The sequence below is a fragment of the Nocardia sp. NPDC005978 genome (assembly GCF_040614455.1).
GTDB lineage: Bacteria > Actinomycetota > Actinomycetes > Mycobacteriales > Mycobacteriaceae > Nocardia.
On the sequence record NZ_JBEXUS010000229.1, the window covers coordinates 1 to 2977 of the forward strand.

At 68.3% G+C, this 2977-nt stretch carries 3 protein-coding genes and 1 pseudogene; 3 read left to right on the forward strand and 1 reads right to left on the reverse strand.

Translation table 11 applies throughout. From position 1 onward, the window contains the following. Positions 1 to 676: pseudogene (locus ABZ319_RS40290) on the forward strand (DNA repair protein RecN); the annotation flags it as partial. Between the two features lie 187 nt (positions 677 to 863). On the opposite strand, the gene ABZ319_RS40295 reads toward ABZ319_RS40290, so the two are convergent. Beyond that, positions 864 to 1283: an SRPBCC family protein gene (locus tag ABZ319_RS40295; protein WP_354991861.1), complete on the reverse strand. Its 420-nt coding sequence runs from the start codon at positions 1281 to 1283 to the stop codon at positions 864 to 866. A gap of 160 nt (positions 1284 to 1443) precedes the next feature. On the opposite strand from ABZ319_RS40295, the gene steA reads away from it, so the two are divergent. Both steA and ABZ319_RS40305 read left to right on the forward strand, forming a co-directional pair. Beyond that, complete coding sequence (gene steA / locus ABZ319_RS40300) at positions 1444 to 2655, forward strand: putative cytokinetic ring protein SteA (RefSeq protein WP_354991862.1); 1212 nt, start codon at positions 1444 to 1446, stop codon at positions 2653 to 2655. 7 nt (positions 2656 to 2662) lie between these two features. Further along, the coding region (locus ABZ319_RS40305; RefSeq protein ID WP_354991863.1) for a copper transporter at positions 2663 to 2977 on the forward strand (315 nt) is incomplete at its 3' end.

Genomic DNA, 2977 nt, shown 5'->3' on the forward strand with positions numbered 1-2977 from the left:
GGACAAGGTGCGCGAGGCCGCCCGCAAGCTCACCGTCGCCCGCAGCAAGGCCGCGGGCAAGCTGGCCACCGCCGTCAGCGCCGAACTGAGCGGGCTGGCCATGGGCCGGGCCCGGCTCGAGGTCGGGGTGCGCCCGGTTGTGGCCGCTGCGCAGGATTCCGCGCCGCTGCTGGTGGACGGGCAGGAGTTGCACGCCGGTTCGACGGGTGTGGACGAGGTCGAATTCCGGCTCGCCGCGCATTCGGGCGCGCAGCCGCTGCCGTTGAGCCGCAGCGCGTCCGGCGGTGAGCTCTCGCGCATCATGCTGGCGCTGGAAGTGGTGCTGGCCAGTTCCGAGCACGGCACCACCATGGTCTTCGACGAGGTCGACGCCGGCGTGGGCGGTCGGGCCGCGGTCGAGATCGGCCGTCGCCTGGCGCAATTGGCGCGCACCCACCAGGTCATCGTGGTGACCCACCTGCCGCAGGTGGCGGCGTTCGCCGACACGCACCTGGTGGTGGACAAGGTCGACGACGGCAAGGGCGTCAATTCCGGGGTGCGCTCGCTGACCCGCGACGAGCGCGTCGTGGAGCTGGCGCGCATGCTCGCCGGCCTGGACGACACCGAGACCGGCCGCGCGCACGCCTGGGAACTGCTCACCACGGCGGACGCGGAGAAGGTCACCGCCGCACACTGATTCGCCCGCACGACGCCGAACGGCCCCCGAACACACCGTGTTCGGGGGCCGTTCGCATCGGATTCACCGCTTCCGGCGCGCTGCGGAACACCTCTCGCGCCGTGCGGTTCCGGGTCGTGGACGACCTCGGGCTGTCGCACGGCGGTGCGGCTCGCGCCGGATCAGCCGATCATGTGCCCGGCAATGCCTATTTGACGGCCTTGCGGGCGCCTGCCAGGAACTGGTTGATCAGCGCGCGCAGCCCGATCTCCAGCACCTTGCCCGGCAGCGGCAGGCTGGGCTCGGACTCCATCGTGTAGACCACGCGGGTGCCCCCGGGTGCGTCGGCGAAGGTGACGGTGCCGTAGTGCCGCTTCACCGGCGCGCCCTTGACGATCTTGTAGACGAAGCGCTCGTTGGGGACCAGTTCGACGGTCTCCTCGGTGACGCCGACCGGGCCCAGACCCAGCTGGTACTGCGCGCCCACGCCGGACGGGCTACCCGCGCCCGGCTTCTTGAGCACGATCTGGATCGGCATGTAGCTCGAAATGCCGTCGCGCTCGGTGAAGAGCTTGTAGACGACGTCGCGCGGGGCGTTCAGGACAGTATCGACGGTGGTGCTGACCATAACGGTGGTGTCTCCTCTCGAACCGTTGACCGGAGCATATCTGTACCGGATGTTCACGGATACCGGCATCACTGTGACTGGTGTGGCATCACAGTGACGAATGCGGCAGCCCGGCGCGCCTCCACCACAGGTTGAGACTTTCCGATAATCATCAGTTGCTATGAAGATGCTGGGACTGCTGTCGCGTAGCTCCGAAACGCTCCCCGGAATCGTGGGGCCGGCCCGGGTGGACCGCAACACCAGGCGTCTGCTGCAGCGCGTCGGACCGGGCGACGTGGTCGTCCTGGACGAGATGGATCTGGACCGGCTGACCGCCGACCGGCTGGTGCAGGCCCGGGTCGCCGCGGTGGTCAACGCCTCGCCCTCCATCTCCGGCCGCTACCCGAATCTGGGTCCGGAGGTGCTGGTGGCCAACGGCGTCCTGCTGCTGGACGCGGTCAGCTCCGATGTCTTCACCCGGATCAAGGACGGCGCGAAGGTTCGCGTCGACGGCGGCATCGTCTATGCCGACAGGTCGATCAAGAAGGAACCCGAAGCGCTCGTGGAGGGCATCGAGCTCACCGAACTCGGTATCGCCGAGCGCATGATCGAGGCCCGCAACGGGCTGGCCGATCACCTGGAAGCCTTCTCCGGCAACACCATCGAGTTCATCCGGACCGAAAGCTCTTTGCTGATAGACGGTATCGGCGTGCCCGAGGTCGCGGTGGACATGCGCAAGAAGCACGTCGTGGTGGTCGCCGACGGACCCGATCACGCCGACGATCTCAAGCGCATCAAGCCTTTCATCAAGGAGTACGCGCCGATCCTCATCGGCGTCGGCCGCGGCGCGGACACCCTGATCCGGCACGGCTACCGTCCCGATCTCATCGTGGGCGATCCCGAGGAGATCACCGCCAACACCCTCAAGTGCGGCGCCGAGGTGATCCTGCCCGCCGATACCGACGGGCACGCCAAGGGTTTGGAACGAATCCAGGACCTGGGCATCGGCGCGACCACCTTCCCGTCCTCGGGCGCGCCGGCCGATCTGGCGCTGCTGCTGGCCGATCACCACGGTGCGAGCCTGATCGTCACCGCCGGCGCCGCGGTCTCGCTCGACGAGTTCTTCGATCGCGGCCGGCGCGACTCCAGCCCGGCCACCTTCCTCACCAGATTGAAGATCGGCACCAAACTCATGGACGCGAAAGCCGTTGCGGTGCTGTACCGGCAGCGCGGTTCGGGCTGGGCGATCGCCCTGGTGGTGCTGGCCGCGCTGGTGGCGCTGATCGTGGCGATGCTGGCCACCCACATGGGTACCGAGGTGCTCGACTGGGTGACCAACGCCTGGGATCGCACCTGGCTGTGGATTCAGACCACGATCGACGGAATCAGGTAGGGGAGTCGTGCTTTCCTTTCGCCACCATGCTGTTTCGATCGCCGCCATCTTCCTGGCCCTCGCGGTCGGCGTGGTCCTCGGCAGTCAGACCCGGTCGGACGGATTCATCTCCGGCCAGGGCGACCGCCCCGGCAGTGACGCGCTCATCGCGGAAAACGACCGTCTCACAGCACAATTGCGCGCCGCCGACGACTTCTTGTCCGGCAGTTCGGGCAAACTGCTCGCGGGCAACCTCGCCGGGCGCAGCGTCCTGGTGTTCGCCGCCCCGGACGCCGACTCCGCCGATGTCGACTCGGTGACCGCGGCGCGGCTGGGCCCGGGC